A 14,234-nucleotide genomic window follows, 5' to 3' on the forward strand; every position below is an offset into this window, starting at 1 on the left:
TTCGCCTCGGCGCGCCGCCGGGTCACCTGGGCAGTTCGTGGGAGAGGGAGTAGCCGGTCTTCACCGGTCCCATGATCTCCGCGAGCAGCGACATGGTCAGTCGTGTCCGGCTCGCCCCGTTGTCCAGCCCGCGCGTGCAGCCGTTCCAGTTGACCCGCACCCGCGTCTCGTCGCCCCGGTCCCGCACCAGGAGCAGGGCCTCGTAGCCGTACGGGTCCGGCCGGACGCAGGCCACACCGGCAGGCACGGGGTTTCCCCCGGGACGGGCGGCGTTCAGCGCCGCGGCGAGCGCCACCGCCTCGGCACCGGTGAGCCGGGCCGAAGCCTCGAGCCGGCCGCGACGCTCCCCGTGCCGGGTCAGCGATCCGTAGGAGCAGACGGAGATCGAGGACGGGACGCTCGGCACGAAGGGCGTGCGCCTCTGGTCCTCCGCAGTCCGCGTCGTCGGCCGGCCCGACGAACTCTGTTCGGACAGCGGCGCGGGAGCGACCGCCAGGGGACGGGTGGCGCAGCCGGCGTGGTCGGTCTCCACCAGCCGGAGGCTGTCCAGGATCCGGCGGGTGGTGGCCTCGTCCCGGGTCCGCACGCTCACCGCGACCTGCCGTGCCGAGACGGTGACGGTGCCGGCGTAACGCCCGTCGGGCAGCCGCCCCTCGGCGCGGACGGCGGGCACCCCGCCCACCTCGACGGCCCGCTCCGCCAGCGTGACGGCGACCGGCTCGCCGCCGGGCCGCTGCGGTGGCGGAACGGCGTTCGGCCGCTCGCCGAGGAACGCCAACTCCTTGTGGACCGGCTCCGCGGTCCAGCAGGAAGGCGCCGGGCCGCCGCCCCGCACCACTGTGGGCGCACCGGTCATCCGGCAGCCGGAGTCGTTGACCGTCCAGTGCGCCGGCACCTGGATCTCCGCGCCGAGGGAGCTCTCCCAGCGCCAGCCGGCGGTCGCCGCCCGGTCCTCGGCCGCCACGTCGACCGCCGGGGGCCGGGCCGGGCGGTCGCCGGTCAGCGCCGGCACCACGCCGGCGGCCACGAGCACCGCCACGGCCGCCGCTCCGATCCCCGCCACCCGGGCCCGGCGACGCCGCCGGGCCACCCGCGCCCGCACCGCCCCGGTCAGGTCCGCCGCGCCCCCGTCGGCCTCGGCCTCGTGGCTGAGGAAGGTGTCCCGGAGCAGCGTCTCGGCGTCGTGTCGGCTCATGGCAGCGCCTCCCGATCGATGGTGGGCACCGTGGCCCGGAGCGTGGCGAGGGCCCGGGCCGCCTGCGAGCGCACGGTGGCCGGGGCGCAGCCGAGGACCTCGGCGATCTGCGCGTCGGAGAGGTCCTCGTAGTAGCGCAGCACGAGCACCGCCCGTTGCCGGCGCGGCAGCCGGCGCAGCAGCGCCCAGGCCGCGTCGCGCGCCGCGTGGGCGCCGGCGTCGTCCGCGCGGTGCGCCCCGTCGGCAGGGGCGGCGACCGGCAGCTCACGCGAGGAGCGCCGCCGCCACCAGCGCAGGTTCTCGTTGACCAGCACCTGCTTGAGGTACGCCTCGGGCCGGCTCATCCCGGCCACCCGCGCCCAGCGGACGTACGCCTTGGCCAGCACCGACTGCACCAGGTCCTCGGCCTGGTGCCGGTCCCCGGTCAGCATCAGCGCGAAGCGCAGCAGGGATCCCCCGCGGGCGCTCACGAACTCCTCGAACGTCGGCTGCATGGCACCTCCGCCCCAGGAAAGTCCGTGGGGCGGCCGAGGTGCTGCAGGGAACCGGCGATCAGTTCCAGCGGTTGCCGGTGAGCTTCTCGTAGACGTCCACATAGCGGGCCCGGGTCGCCTCGACCACCTCGGCCGGCACCTCGGGCGCCGGGGCCTGCTTGTCCCAGCCGCTCTCCACCGCCCAGTCCCGGACGTACTGCTTGTCGTAGGAGAACTGCGCCCGGCCCGGCTGGTAGGACTCCGCCGGCCAGAACCGGGACGAGTCGGAGGTGAGCAGCTCGTCGCCGAGCATCAGCGTGCCGTCCGGCGCCCAGCCCAGTTCGAGCTTGGTGTCGGCGACCAGGATGCCCCGGTCGGCGGCCAGCTCCGCGCCCCGGAGGTAGACGTCGATCGTGATCCGGCGCAGCCGTTCGGCGGTCTCGGCGCCGACCCTGTCCACCACCTCGGCGAAGGTAATCGGCTCGTCGTGCTCGCCCGCCGGGGCCTTCGTCGACGGCGTGAAGATCGGCTCGGGCAGGATGGACGCCTCGACCAGCCCGCGCGGCAGCTCGACGCCGGAGACCGCGCCGGTGCGCTGGTACTCCTTCAGGCCGCCGCCGGTCAGGTAGCCACGGGCGACGCACTCCACGGGCACCATCTCCAGGCGCCGGCAGCGGATGGCCCGATCGGCGAACCCGGCCGGCACGTCGGTGGCCGAGACGACGTGGTTCGGCACCAGGTCGGCCAGTTGCTCGAACCACCACAGCGAGAGCGCGGTGAGCAACTTGCCCTTGTCGGGGATCGGCGTCGGCAGCACCACGTCGTAGATCGAGATGCGGTCGGAGGCGACCAGGATCAGGTCGTCGCCGTCGGCGTAGACGTCCCTGACCTTGCCCGAGTGCAGAAGTTCCACGCGCCCTAGTACACCACGCGGACGGGGTACGGCCTCCGGCGGTGGCCGCGGGCATCGATGCGTACGCCTGGGGTACGGGTGTGGCCGGACGTACGTTGACACCCTCCCGCGCGCCTGCGTGAATGATCCGGCCGTCCGCCCCACCGGTCCGCCAGGAGTCTCCGTGCCCGCTGCCCGCCCCCCGCTGCCCCCCGCCGGAGCGGCCCCGGGTCGGCGCCGGGTGCTCGCCGCGATGCTGGGCGCGCCGGTGCTCGCCGCCGGCGGGCTCACCGGATGCAGCGAGGACCAGGTCGCGGCGGTCGAGACCGGGCCGGTCGAGCTGTCGGTGTTCTGGTACGGCGGCGCCAGGCGCGCCGAACTCACCGAACGCGTGCTGCGGCTCTACACCGACCGCAACCCCCGCGTCGGTTTCCGGGTCACCTGGCAGGGCCCCGACGGCTACTACGACCGGTTGGCCACCCAGGCCGCCGGTGGCAACGTGCCCGACCTGATCCAGCTCGACGACGGCATGCTCACCGAGTACGCCCGTCGCGAGATCGTCCTGGACCTCAGCGGGTTCGTCGCCGACCACCGCCTCGACCTGCGCACGCTGCCCCCGGCCCTGGTCCGGTACGGGCAGGTCGACGGGCGTATGGTCGGCGTCCCCGCGGCGCAGACCACCGCCGCCGTGGTCTACGACCGCACGCTGCTGCGCCGGCTGCGGCTGCCCGAGCCGAACACGGGGATGTCCTGGGCCGATTACGTCGCCTGGGCGAAGCGGGTCACCCGGGTCGGCGAGGGCCGGGTGGCCGGCACGATGGACCCGTCCGGCGACTCCCGGGCGTTCTGGCTCTGGCTGCGCGGCCAGGGCGGTGAGTTCTACCGTGGCCGGCAGCTCGGCTTCGGCGCCGACGCGTTGGTCGAGTGGTTCGAGCTGTGGCGGCGCGCGCGGTCCGGCCGGGCGACCCCGAGCGCCGCCCTGGTGGAGCAGGCCGAGGGCGGCGAGCCGACCCGGCAGCTCGTGGTCACCGGCGCGACGGCCGCCTCGTTCGCCTGGTCGCACCAGCTGCCCGAACTCCAGCGGCTCACCGACGCCGAACTCGGCCTGGCCGCCATGCCCGGGCCGGTGGAGGCGCAGTGGCCCCGGGCGTCGATGTACTGGGCGGCCTTCCGCGGCACCCGGCACCCCGCTCTGGTGGCAGACGTGATCAACTTCCTGACCGGCAACGGCGAGGCGGGGGCCGTGCTCGGCCACGAACGCGGCCTCAGCCCCAGCCTCGCCGTACGCAGCTATGTCGAGGGCAGCATCACCGACCCGGTGCAGCGGCGCGCGGCAGCCCTCGACACCGCGCTGGCCAGCCGCCTGGGACCCGCGCCCAGCCCTCCGCCGCAGGGTCACCCCCGGGTGCGGGCGCTGCTGCTGGAGGCGGCGGAGAGCGTGCGCGGCGGCAGGACCGGCCCCCGGGCGGCGACGGCCCGCTTCATGGCCCGCGCGGGTGCGGCGCTGGCCGGTTAGCACCGGTCACCGCGAGGCTGCCCGCAGCGGGAGGGCCCAGCCCCGTCCAGGTCCGCGCGGACGCAGTCCCGGCGGGCGCCCGCATCCCGGCAGGCGCAGCCCCGGCGCGGCAGGACGCCGACGCCGCGCCGGCCCGCCTCAGCGCGGCGGGCCACCCCGGCGGTTGCGCATCATGCGCATCAGCAGGAAGACCACTCCGGCGACCACGACCAGGCAGCAGAGCAGGCCAATGAAGCCGAAGCCCCCGCCGCGCCGCCGTCGCGCGGCCTCCACCACGAGCTCACCCGTGCCGGTGGACGCCCAGGCCGCGACGGGCACGAAGACCGACAGCACGACCGCACCGAGGACGGTGGACAACCGACCCCACCACTTACCAAAAGAAGACATGCCAACATCCTCGCCGACAGCCGCAAACTCGGCACGTCGGTCGCAGAGGAACTTCGGCGGCGCCGCCCGGTCGGCCCGGCCGGAGTCGACGGGCAGGCCCGTACCGAGGGCGCGGCGACGCCGGATGTCGGATGCGGAAAGGCCCCGGAGATGATCTCCGGGGCCTTTCCGACGTGGTAGCGGGGACAGGATTTGAACCTGCGACCTCTGGGTTATGAGCCCAGCGAGCTACCGAGCTGCTCCACCCCGCGTCGGCTCGTTAACTCTAGCGCACCCGCCGCCCGGTTGATCAGCGGACCCCCTCATCCCGCCGGGAATGCCTCCTGACCAGCGCGGACGTGAGCGGCGACCGCCCCTGGAATGGCGTCAGGGACCTGTGCCGACCGGCTCGCGGGCGCGGAGGCTGAGGGCGGAGCGAAGCGCGGCCAGGGCGGTGGCGAGGTAGATCGCGGCGAGGAGGGTGAGCAGTTGCGCCCAGGGGATGCTCAGGACGAAGCCGGAGATTCGTAGGGCGACGACCACCGTGGGCGGTAGGGCGATGCCGAGACCGAGCAGGGTGCTCGTGGCGATGAGGATGCCGTACTGGTGGAGCAGGACGTGACGTGCCCAGGTGCCGGGTATGCCGATGGATACCAGGCGGGTCAGGTAACTGCGCAGGGCGTACGTCTGGGCTCGGGTAGCGGGGAGCTTCCTCCGGTCATGGACGGGATTCCAAGCGCCCGTCGATGATCTCGTAGCGGGTGTCGGCGTAGTCGCGGCACCGCCGATCGTGCGAGCAGACCACGGCCGTGACTCCCTGGTCGCACAAGGCGCGGATCAGCGCGAACAGACCCTCGGTGGCGGCGGAGTCCAACGCCCCGGTCGGCTCGTCGGCCAGGAGAACGGCTCTCTGTCCCGTCAGCGCCCGTGCGATCCCGACCCGTTGGCGCTGTCCGCCGGACAACTGTCGGGGTAGCCGGTTGTCGAGGCCTTCCAGCCCGACTCGGCGCAGTTGGTCCGCGGCTTCGGCTCGCGCAGCCTCAGCCGGCATGCCGCGCGCCTCCGAGGGCAGTGCGACGTTCTCCACGGCCGTGAATTCCTCGATCAGGTTGTGATCCTGGAACACGACGCCGACGGTTTCGAGCCGCAGATGCGCGCGCTGCCGCTCGTTCGCGGTGGTGACGTCGACGCCGCTGATCCGGATCTCGCCGGAATCGGCGAGATCCAGGCCGGCCATCAGGTTCAGCAGCGTCGACTTGCCCGAGCCGCTGGCACCATGGATGCACACGAACTCACCCGGGCGAGCTTCGAAGTCCACGTCTCGTGCGGCCCACACGGTCTCCACCTCGGAGTGGTAGGCCTTGCGAACCTTCTGCGCACGGATGAGTGGTGACATCACGGTTTCTGACTATTCAGCAGCTGAACGCCGTACGCCAGGACGACACCTCGTCGAACGCGGAACGGCCCCGAGGAAATCTCCTCGGGGCCGCTCCGACGTGGTAGCGGGGACAGGATTTGAACCTGCGACCTCTGGGTTATGAGCCCAGCGAGCTACCGAGCTGCTCCACCCCGCGTCGGTTCGTATACCGTATCCCACCCACCCCCGTTGCCGCAAAACGACCCCGGCGTACGCCGGGACGCAGCCAGTCCTCGATGGCGGAGACCGCCAGCCGGCAGCCGGCTCGGCGCCGTCGCCCGCGAGCTGATCGCTGCCGCGAAGGCCCGACCTGGCCTGCGCGAACTCTGGCAGCGTCCGACCAGGCCACCGGGGCGCGTCTACAGGTCGGCCCCGGCCCGCGGCCGGCGTAGGTGCCGGGCGAAGAACCTGGCCGCGTCCTCCCCTGCGAACTGCGGGACACCGGTGTGTCCGCCCATGTTGGCGTGCAGCGTCTTCTCCCTGGAGCCGAAGGCGTCGAACAGGTCCAGGGCCGCCTGCCGGTCGTTGCCCTCGTCATCCCACTGCAGCAGGACATGCAGCGGAATGGTGACCTGCCGGGCCTCCTCGAACATGGTGCGAGGCACGAGACTCCCGGCGAAGAAGCCGGCGGCCACGATGCGCGGCTCGACCACCGCAAGCCGGATGCCAACGGAGATCACTCCGCCCGAGTACCCCACCGGGCCACCGATCTCGGGCAGCGACAGGAGGGCATCCAGGGCGGCCTGCCATTCCGGGACCGCCTTGTCGACGAGCGGGAGGACGAGGGCGTCGATGATCTCGGCGCTGACCGGCTCGCCGGCCTCCACAGCCCGGCGCAGGTCGACGCGGGCCTGCTCGACGGCGCCCCAACGGGGCCGGTCACCACTGCCGGGGAGCTCGATGGTGGCCGCGGCGAAGCCATCCGCCGCAGCGTGCCGGGCCCGCGCCACCAGGCGGGGATACATCTTGCGCAGTCCGAGCGGGGGGTGGCCGAGCAGGATCAGCGGGACCGGTGCCGCTGCGGATCCGGGCGTCCACAGGATGCCGGGGATCCCGTCGAGGGTGAACTCGCGTTCGAGGACGCCGTCATCGAGGCGCTGCTCAGTGGTGAATCGCATGGTCGTGCCTTTCGGGAGTGCTCGTGAACGGCGCTCCCGGACGACCTATCGCCCGACCGTGACCCCGGAGGGGAGCACCCATGTCGAAACGTTCACGGGTACCACCTCCTCGGTCTCTCGCACGGCTCGGGGAAACTAGCAGCGACCGCCGTGATCCGCCAACGTGTTTTCTGTGGCGGGCTCCGTGGCCGGATGCCACGGACAGGCCCGGGGCGTGGGTGCGGGCGGCGGGCCGGCCGTCGCGCCAAACGACGGCGCCCCCGGCGTCGGGACCGGAATCGGTCCGTGGGCCGGGGGCGCCGCGGGGTGGTACGGGTCAGCCGCCCGGGGTCGGTGCGGCGCTGCCGCTCGCTGCCGGGGACGCCGGCGCGCTGGCACCGGGCGACGGGGCCGCCGGGGCGCTCGCCCCCGGGGTCGGGGCGCTCGCGGACTGCTGGGCCCGCTGGAAGGCGGTGAGCGCCTCGTCCAGCGCCTTCAACGCGCGCCCGTACCGCTCGAAGTCGCCCGAGGTCTGCGCGGCCCGGACCTCCGCGATGGCGGTCTGGACGCGGTTCGCCGCCTCGGCCAGCTCGCCGGTGAGCGGGGGCGCGGTCCCGCCCGGTGGGGTGCCCCCGGGCGGCGGCGGGGTCCCGCCGGCGGGCGGCGGGGTGCCCGGGGTGGTGGCCTGCTTGCCCTGCTCGATGAGCTGCTTGATGCCGTCGGCCACGCTGTTGGCCAGCACCACGTAGGAGCCGCCGTCGCCGTACGACATCAGCACCCGCTGCAACAGCGGCGGCGCGTTCTGCGCGGCCGTCTTCACGTAGACCGGCTCGACGTAGAGCATGCCGTCGCCGAACGGCAGGGAGAGCAGGTTGCCGTACTGCACCTGGGCCTGCTGGGACTGCAGCAGGTTGAGCTGCTGGCGGATGTTGGCGTTGTTGGTCATCGACTGGTGCACCTGCACCGGGCCGGAGATCCGGGTCTGGTCGGGCAGGTCGAGCACCTCCAGCTTCGGCTGCCCGTCGACGTACGACCCGGAGATCAGCGCCGCCAGGTTCTCCCGGCCGTTCGGGGTGACCGCCGAGGTGAGCTGGAAGCGCGCCGACTCCTGGCCGGGGAACTGCGTGAAGAGGTAGTAGGGCGGCTGCTTCTGGCCGGTGTCGGGGGCGTCCGGCACGTTCGGCACCTGCCAGAAGTCCGTCTCCGAGTAGAAGGCGCCGGGGTCGGTCACGTGGAACCGGGTCAGCAGGTTGCGCTGCACCTTGAACAGGTCGGCCGGGTAGCGGAAGTGCTCGGCCAGCTCCGCCGGGATCTCCGCCTTCGGCACCACCAGGTCACCGCCGAACGCCTTGTTCCACGCCTTGAGCACCGGGTCGGTCTCGTCGAACTCGTAGAGCCGGACCGTGCCGTCGTACGCGTCGACGGTCGCCTTCACCGAGTTGCGGATGTAGTTGACGTTCTCCCGGGCGAGCTGGAAGGTGCCCCGCCCGGTCAGCTCGTCGGTCGTCTGCTCCTGGAGGTTGATCCGCTCGGCGTACGGGTAGGTCGCCGCCGTGGTGTAACCGTCGATGATCCACTGGATCCGGCCGTCCACCACCGCCGGGTAGGGGTCGCCGTCGAGGGTGAGGAACGGGGCGACCTTCTCCACCCGGTCGCGCGGGTTGCGCACGTAGAGCAGCTTGGAGTTGTCGTTGACCGCGTCGGAGAGCAGGAAGTTCGACTCCTGCTCCTTGATCGCGTAGAGCAGCCGCCGGGTGAACGAGCCGATCTCGACGCCGCCCTCACCGGTGTAGGTGTAGGACTCGCCGCCCTCGCCGACCGGGCGGTCGAACTCCGCCTTGCGCGCCGGGTCGGTCTGACCGACGATCGCGTAGTCGCTGGCGTCCATCCGCTCGCCGTAGTAGACCCGGGGCTGCTTCGCCGCGATCTGCTCGGTCTGCGAGGCGCACTGCTCGGTCGTCTGCTGGCCCTGCTCCTTCTGCTGCTCCTGCGGGTCGCCCAGGAAGCCGGAGACGAAGAAGGGCTGGCCGCCGCAGACCACCCGGTTGCCGGGCGCCGCCACGAGCCCGTAGCCGTGGGTGTAGACGGTGTGCCGGTTGATCCAGGTGTTCTGCTGCGGCGTCAACTGCCGGTAGTTGACCTCGCGCAGGCCCACCACGTAGTCCTGCACCTTGCCGTTGACCCCGTACCGGTCGACGTCCAGCTTCTCGCCGAAGTCGTAGAACTGCCGGACCTGCTGGCGCTGCGTGTACGTCTCGGAGACCAGCTGCGGGTCGAGCAGCCGGATGTTCGGCACCACGGAGGTGTCCGTGGCGAGGCTCGCCGGCGGGGTCAGGTTGCTCGCCGCGTACGGCGTGGTGGTGGCCGCCTCCAGGCCGAACGCCGCGCGGGTGGCCTTGATGCTGCGCTCGATGTAGGGCGCTTCCTTCTCCTTCGCGCTGGGCTTGACCTCGAAGGTCTGCACCGCCCAGGGGTAGATGCCGCCGATGGCGACGGCGGAGACGCCCAGCAGGGCCAGCGAGATGCCCGGCCAGACCAGGTTGCGCATCCAGGCGTTGGAGAACACGATGATCGCGATCGCCACCACGATGGAGATGTAGGCGAGGATCTCCTTGGCCGGCAGCAGCGCGTTGACGTCGGCGTAGCCGGCGCCGTAGACGGGGCCGTTGCCGTACTCCAGCAGCATCGCGCGCCGGTCCAGCACGTACGCGAGCGCCTTCAGCACGACGAAGACCGCGACGAGCGTGCTCAGGTGGGCCCGGGCGGCGTTGGTCATCCGGTCGCCGACGCCCTGCAGCCGTACGCCGCCGAAGATGTAGTGCACGGCGAGCGCGCCGATCACGGAGAGCACCACCGCGGTGAAGCCGACCCCGAGCAGGTAGCGCAGGAACGGCAGCTGGAAGACGTAGAAGCCGACGTCGATGCCGAACTCCGGGTCGGTCACGCCGAAGTCCCCGCCGTTGCGGAAGAGCAGCCACTGGTTCCACCGGCTCTGCGCCGACAGCCCGGCGAAGAGGCCGACCACGGCGGCGACCAGCGCGATCCACAGACCGAGCCGGGGGCCCAGCAGCATCCGGTAACGCTCCAGGGTGGCCTGCTCGGGCGAGTGTGGGCGCATGCGCGGGCGCAGCCGCTGGGCCAGCCAGAGGTTGCCGCCGACGATCAGCGCCATGCCCAGGCCGACGACGAAGAAGAGCAGCAGCCGGGTCGTCAGCACCCCGGTGAAGACCCCGGTGTAGCGGACCTCGTCGAACCACAGCCAGTCCGTCCACGCCTGGACACCCCAGCCGAGCAGGGTGAAGAGCACGAACACCCCGACCAGGACACCGATCGTGACGCGACCGCGTCGGCTCATCCTCGGCAGGGGGCTGCTGCTCTTCATGACCACTGTTGGCTCCGCACGCTCGATGTGATCGGCTCCGACCAGGCACCCAGAGTACGGGGTGTTCCTGAACGTGTCGGTCCAAGGTCACACGGCGAGTGCCCGGCGGCAGGAGCGTGGATGGGCGGACGGCCGGTGCGGACGCCGCCGCTCGTCGCCCCGCCCGCCGGAACCCCCCCGCGCTCGGATCAGCAGCGGGTCGGCTGGCCCCCGGCGCGCAACGTCTCGAGCGCGGTCAGCGCCTCGTCCAGCGAGCCGACCCTCAGCAACGGCAGCCCGGGCTGCGGGTTGCGTACGGCCTCGGCGCAGTTCGCCGCCGGCACCAGGAAGGCCACCGCGCCCGCGTCCTTCGCGCCCACCAGCTTCTGGGCGATGCCGCCGATGGGGCCCACCTGCCCGGAGTCGTCGATCGTGCCGGTGCCGGCGATGACCTTCCCGCCGGTCAGGTCGTCCGGCGTCAGCTTGTCCACGATGCCGAGGGCGAACATCAGGCCGGCGCTCGGTCCGCCGATGTCCTCCAGGTCGATGTTGAGGGTGAACGGGTGCGGCTGCTGCTGCTCGATCTCCACGCCGATGCGGGGCCGGCCGTCCTGCTCCCGGCTGGTGACCTCCGCCGTCGCGGCGGCGCCCGCGCGGGTGTAGCCGATCTCCAGCACGGTCCCGGCCGGCTTCGCCCGGATCAGCTCCGTGAGGCGGGCGGCCAGCGGTACCGGTTGCCCGTCGACCGAGGTCAGCACGTCGCCGGACTTGAGCACGTCGGCCGCCGGGCCGTCGGCGGAGACGTTCTTGACCACCACCCGCACCGGGTAGCCCAGCTCGCGCAGCGCCGCGGTCTCCGCGCTGGTCTGCGAGACCTTGAAGTCCTCCGCGTTGCGTTCCTCGACCTCCTCGCGGCTCTCCCCCGGCGGGTACACCAGCTCGCGCGGCACCACCGCCTCGTCGTCGGAGAACCAGCCCTGGATCGCCGAGCGCAGCTTGACCGAGGGCTGCACCCCGACCGTGGTCAGCCGGAGCTGGCCGGCGGAGGTGGACGTCTCCCGGCCGTTGACCTGGATGACCTCCTTGCCGTTCTCCTTGCCCAGCGTGTCGACCGTCGGCCCCGGGCCGAGCACCACGTACGGGATGGGCGCGCCGAGCACGCCGATGCTGAGCAGAGCGGTGAGCAGAGCACCGAGCAGGACGGTCACGCCGCGACGTCTCATGCGGCAGAGCGTACCGACCGGGATCGGGGCCCCCGGCGGGTGAATCGCGACTTCGCCCTCAGCGCAACGCCAGCGACGGCTACCTGGGGCGCGGCGCGCGTACCGTAGACGTCGTGCCTGATATTCCGTTCGGTTTCGCGCTCCCGGGTGGGCAACCACCAGACCCCAACGATCCCGCGCAGATGCAGCAGTTCATGTCGCAGTTGCAGCACCTGCTCTCCGCGTCGGGCAGTGGGCCGGTCAACTGGGACCTGGCCCGGCAGGTGGCCGCCAGCCAGCTCGCCGCCTCGGGCGATCCGGCGGTGTCGCCCTACGAGCGCAACGCGGTCGAGGAGGCGTTGCGCCTCGCCGACCTGTGGCTGGAGCCGGCCTCCGCCCTGCCCTCGGGCATCCAGACCTCGCTGGCCTGGAACCGCAACGAGTGGATCTACAAGACGCTCGACGTCTGGCGCAAGCTCTGCGACCCGGTGGCCAGCCGCATGGTCGGCGCGATGGGTGACCTGGTGCCGCCGGAGGCGCGTGCCCAGCTCGGCCCGATGCAGTCGATGGTCGCCACCCTCGGCGGCGCGCTCTTCGGCGGCCAGCTCGGCCAGGCGCTCGGCTCGCTCGCCGCGGAGGTGCTCTCCGCCGGCGACATCGGGCTGCCGCTCGGCCCGGCGGGCACGGCCGCGCTGATCCCGGCCAACATCCGGGCGTACGGCGAGGGCCTGGAGCTGCCCGAGGACGAGGTGCGCCTCTACGTGGCCCTGCGCGAGGCGGCCCACCAGCGGCTCTTCCAGCACGTGCCGTGGCTGCGCGGGCACGTGCTCAACGCCGTGGAGATGTACGCCGCCGGCATCCGGGTCAACCGGGAGGCGATCGAGGAGGCGATGGGCCGGGTCGACCCGACCGACCCGGAGTCGATGCAGGCGATCGCGCTGGAGGGCATCTTCACCCCGGAGGACAGCCCGGCGCAGAAGGCGTCCCTGGCCCGGCTGGAGACCGCCCTGGCCCTGGTCGAGGGCTGGGTGTGCCACGTGGTGGACAGCGCGGCGAGCGGCCGGCTGCCCAACGTCGTGAGTCTCGGCGAGGCGTTCCGCCGCCGTCGGGCCGCCGGCGGCCCGGCCGAGCAGACCTTCGCGGCGCTGGTCGGCCTGGAGCTGCGTCCGCGCCGGCTGCGCGAGGCGGCGGCGCTCTGGGCGGCGCTGACCGAGCACCGGGGCATCGCCGGCCGGGACGCCCTGTGGGGCCACCCCGACCTGCTCCCCTCCGACGACGACTTCGCCGACCCGGTGGCCTTCGCGATGTCCGAGTGGGACCTCGGCGAGCTGGAGAGCTTCGACTTCAGCGCGCCGGGCGGCCCGGAGGAGAAGGCTCCGGGTGGGCCGGACCAGAAGGCCCCGGGTGAGCCGGAGCAGAAGCGCCCGGACGACGGCACCGAGGACGGCGACGCCCGCCCCTGACCCGCCCGACGGCGGATGCCGCCCGACCCACCACGGGTCGGGCGGAGGTCGAGCGACGCCAGCAGCGGTCAGGCGGCCGAGCCGTGCTCCGGTCAGCGGGGCTGGGCGGTGCCGGAGAGCAGGGCGCGGGTGGTCTCCCAGCCCTCCACGGCCGGATCGAGGAAGGCCAGGTCGTCCGGCCCGCGCAGGCGTCGCCAGGCTGGGGTGACCGCCAGGTCGCCGGGTCGCGGGGCCGCCGCGCGCACGGCCGTGGGCCGCGTGGTCTCCATGTCCAGCGCCGGCAGCCATGCCGGTACGGGCAGCCGCGCGGCCACGCCGAGCAGCCCCGGCCCACCGCCCTCGACCGGGGCGACCGCGACCGGCCGGGTGGTGAGCGGGCGCAGCAGCTTGCCGATGGTCAGGCCCGGTACGTCCGGCGCGTCGCCGGCGATCACGGCAGCCTGGTCGTAGCCGGCGTCGGCGAGGGCGGCGAAGACGGCGTTCGGAGTCGCCTCGGGCACCTCGTACACCGCCGTGTCCGGCCAGACCACCGCGTCGGCCAGCCGGCGGTCGGCCGGGGTGACGGCGACGGCCGTCTCCACCTCGTTGAGGGTGGCGAGCAGGTCGACCACGTCCTCGGCGAGTGCGGCCCGCCAGGCCACGGGGTCGATGCCGGGTGGCGCCCAGGCCACCGGTCCGAACAACGCCACCACCACACGTCGGGCCACCCCACGACCCTAGCCGGGCGCGCCACGAGCCACGACCGACGGCCACGGGAAGACGAACCCGGAACGACAGACCCGAACGACAGACCCGGGAAGACGGGCGACGTGCCTGGGACGACGGGCCGGGGACGACGAGCGACGCGGCCTGGGACGACGAGCCGGAGACGACGAGCGACGGGCACGAGACGACGGGCCCGGGACGACGGGCCCGGATTCAGGGGCGACGGGCATCCCGACCGTGTCCGCCGTCGGCCGGATGGTCGCCGGCGATCATCGGGAGGCGTGGCCACGTCGCCTGACCCACGATGACGTCCTGATCGTCCCGAGACCCATGCGAGGCGGAGTCGAGCGGCCAGCGGGAGACAGCGTCGAGATCTTGGTAGGAAACGGCCCCTGGAGGCGGACTCAACCGGTGGTTGCAACACCCTTCCGGGATCTTCGTTGGGGTGGTCGTGGCATCAAGGTTGAGTTCGCTGGAGCGGGAGCAGATCGGGTTGGGTCGGGCTGAGGGTGAGTCGATGCGGTCGATCGCGCGGAGGTTGGGTCGG

13 protein-coding genes and 2 tRNA genes are annotated in these 14,234 nt (G+C 72.9%); 3 read left to right on the top strand and 12 right to left on the bottom strand.

The window, feature by feature from the left end:
* Positions 1-22: 22 nt before the first annotated feature.
* From V6U77_RS16450 to V6U77_RS16460, 3 genes are read right to left on the bottom strand one after another with little or no spacing between them, the layout of a single operon-like run.
* Positions 23-1,195 (bottom strand): hypothetical protein, encoded by a 1,173-nt coding sequence (locus tag V6U77_RS16450; RefSeq protein WP_334607206.1) that lies wholly within the window; start codon positions 1,193-1,195, stop codon positions 23-25.
* Positions 1,192-1,689: a SigE family RNA polymerase sigma factor gene (locus tag V6U77_RS16455; RefSeq protein ID WP_334607207.1), complete on the bottom strand. Its 498-nt coding sequence runs from the start codon at positions 1,687-1,689 to the stop codon at positions 1,192-1,194. Before V6U77_RS16455 ends, V6U77_RS16450 begins: the two co-directional genes overlap by 4 nt.
* 58 nt (positions 1,690-1,747) lie before the next feature.
* Positions 1,748-2,581, bottom strand: a complete 834-nt coding sequence (locus tag V6U77_RS16460; protein ID WP_334607208.1) for a phosphoribosylaminoimidazolesuccinocarboxamide synthase — start codon at positions 2,579-2,581, stop codon at positions 1,748-1,750.
* 163 nt (positions 2,582-2,744) lie between these two features.
* On the opposite strand from V6U77_RS16460, the gene V6U77_RS16465 reads away from it, so the two are divergent.
* The gene (locus V6U77_RS16465) at positions 2,745-4,076 is read left to right on the top strand and encodes an ABC transporter substrate-binding protein (protein ID WP_334607209.1); all 1,332 of its coding nucleotides are present in this window, start codon (positions 2,745-2,747) and stop codon (positions 4,074-4,076) included.
* 138 nt (positions 4,077-4,214) lie between these two features.
* On the opposite strand, the gene V6U77_RS16470 is transcribed toward V6U77_RS16465, so the two are convergent.
* The 8 genes from V6U77_RS16470 to V6U77_RS16505 all read right to left on the bottom strand — a co-directional run bounded on the left by V6U77_RS16470 (position 4,215) and on the right by V6U77_RS16505 (position 11,540).
* The gene (locus tag V6U77_RS16470; RefSeq protein WP_334607210.1) at positions 4,215-4,463 is read right to left on the bottom strand and encodes a hypothetical protein; all 249 of its coding nucleotides are present in this window, start codon (positions 4,461-4,463) and stop codon (positions 4,215-4,217) included.
* Between the two features lie 174 nt (positions 4,464-4,637).
* Positions 4,638-4,714 (bottom strand) — tRNA-Met (locus V6U77_RS16475).
* Positions 4,715-4,829: 115 nt separating this feature from the next.
* On the bottom strand, positions 4,830-4,985 hold the full coding sequence (locus tag V6U77_RS16480) for a hypothetical protein (RefSeq protein WP_334607211.1): 156 nt from the start codon (positions 4,983-4,985) through the stop codon (positions 4,830-4,832).
* A gap of 175 nt (positions 4,986-5,160) precedes the next feature.
* Entirely contained in the window at positions 5,161-5,787 is a 627-nt protein-coding gene (locus tag V6U77_RS16485) for an ABC transporter ATP-binding protein (protein WP_334607212.1), read from the bottom strand.
* A gap of 152 nt (positions 5,788-5,939) precedes the next feature.
* Positions 5,940-6,016, bottom strand: a tRNA-Met gene (locus V6U77_RS16490).
* A gap of 202 nt (positions 6,017-6,218) precedes the next feature.
* Positions 6,219-6,977, bottom strand: a complete 759-nt coding sequence (locus V6U77_RS16495; RefSeq protein WP_334607213.1) for an alpha/beta hydrolase — start codon at positions 6,975-6,977, stop codon at positions 6,219-6,221.
* 316 nt (positions 6,978-7,293) lie between these two features.
* Positions 7,294-10,338, bottom strand: coding sequence for a UPF0182 family membrane protein (locus V6U77_RS16500; RefSeq protein ID WP_334607214.1), 3,045 nt, complete (start codon positions 10,336-10,338; stop codon positions 7,294-7,296).
* A gap of 188 nt (positions 10,339-10,526) precedes the next feature.
* Positions 10,527-11,540, bottom strand: a complete 1,014-nt coding sequence (locus tag V6U77_RS16505; RefSeq protein WP_334607215.1) for a YlbL family protein — start codon at positions 11,538-11,540, stop codon at positions 10,527-10,529.
* Positions 11,541-11,653: 113 nt separating this feature from the next.
* Between V6U77_RS16505 and V6U77_RS16510 the strand changes: the two genes are divergently transcribed.
* Positions 11,654-12,982 carry a zinc-dependent metalloprotease gene (locus V6U77_RS16510; protein WP_334607216.1) on the top strand — a complete coding sequence of 443 codons (1,329 nt, stop codon included), beginning with the start codon at positions 11,654-11,656 and terminating at the stop codon, positions 12,980-12,982.
* Between the two features lie 92 nt (positions 12,983-13,074).
* Here V6U77_RS16510 and V6U77_RS16515 read toward each other — a convergent pair whose 3' ends face one another.
* Positions 13,075-13,689, bottom strand: a complete 615-nt coding sequence (locus V6U77_RS16515; RefSeq protein WP_334607217.1) for a hypothetical protein — start codon at positions 13,687-13,689, stop codon at positions 13,075-13,077.
* Positions 13,690-14,138: 449 nt separating this feature from the next.
* On the opposite strand from V6U77_RS16515, the gene V6U77_RS30070 reads away from it, so the two are divergent.
* Positions 14,139-14,234, top strand: a 96-nt coding sequence (locus tag V6U77_RS30070; RefSeq protein ID WP_442934444.1) for a helix-turn-helix domain-containing protein, incomplete at its 3' end; no start/stop codon positions are given.

The organism is Micromonospora sp. CPCC 205546 (assembly GCF_036902715.1).
Lineage (GTDB): Bacteria > Actinomycetota > Actinomycetes > Mycobacteriales > Micromonosporaceae > Micromonospora.

Coding starts and splice junctions, on each gene's coding strand:
- V6U77_RS16450 (WP_334607206.1), bottom strand. CDS start 1,195: ATGAGCCGACACGACGCCGAGACGCTGCTCCGGGACACCTTCCTCAGC.
- V6U77_RS16455 (WP_334607207.1), bottom strand. CDS start 1,689: ATGCAGCCGACGTTCGAGGAGTTCGTGAGCGCCCGCGGGGGATCCCTG.
- V6U77_RS16500 (WP_334607214.1), bottom strand. CDS start 10,338: ATGAAGAGCAGCAGCCCCCTGCCGAGGATGAGCCGACGCGGTCGCGTC.
- V6U77_RS16495 (WP_334607213.1), bottom strand. CDS start 6,977: ATGCGATTCACCACTGAGCAGCGCCTCGATGACGGCGTCCTCGAACGC.
- V6U77_RS16505 (WP_334607215.1), bottom strand. CDS start 11,540: ATGAGACGTCGCGGCGTGACCGTCCTGCTCGGTGCTCTGCTCACCGCT.
- V6U77_RS16470 (WP_334607210.1), bottom strand. CDS start 4,463: ATGTCTTCTTTTGGTAAGTGGTGGGGTCGGTTGTCCACCGTCCTCGGT.